Origin of the sequence: Curtobacterium luteum, assembly GCF_001475545.1 — a bacterium.
In the GTDB taxonomy this organism is placed as follows: domain Bacteria; phylum Actinomycetota; class Actinomycetes; order Actinomycetales; family Microbacteriaceae; genus Curtobacterium; species Curtobacterium luteum_A.
In genome coordinates, this window is the sequence record NZ_LDQC01000196.1 from 1 (window position 1) to 527 (window position 527).

General features: G+C 71.9%; 1 protein-coding gene. It reads right to left on the bottom strand.

The features are described from left to right. Positions 1–3 precede the first annotated feature (3 nt). Positions 4–527: helicase-related protein (locus NS184_RS17145; RefSeq protein WP_193750580.1), on the bottom strand; the 524-nt coding region annotated here is incomplete at its 5' end.

Below are 527 nucleotides of genomic sequence, written 5' to 3' on the forward strand. Positions count from 1 at the left end.
GCGTCAGCGCGCCGCGAGCTCCGCGACCAGGCGGTCGCCGGGTGCGGCCTCCACGAGGTCGGCCTCGATCTCGGCGTTGTCGAGGATGCCCTCGATCTTGCGACGTCGGTTCCGCGTGACGATCGTCACGACCGTGCCCTCGGCGCCCGCGCGACCGGTGCGGCCGGAGCGGTGCATGTACGCCTTGTAGTCGTCCGGGGCGTCCGCCTGGACGACGAGCGAGACGTCGTCGACGTGGATGCCGCGGGCGGCGACGTCGGTCGCGACGAGCACGTTCACCCGACCGCTGGTCAGCAAGCCGAGGTTCCGGGTCCGCCGGGACTGGTTGAGGTCGCCGTGGAGCGAGGTCGCCCGGATCCCCGCGTCCTCGAACTGGTCGGCCAGACGCTCGGCGTACGCACGGGTCCGGGCGAAGACGATCGTCTTGCCGGAGCCTGCGACGAGCTCCTCGAGGAGCTGGTCCTTCTGGCGCTGCTCGACCACGAGCACGCGGTGGTCGATCGTCGAGGACGCCTGGTCCTCGCCCG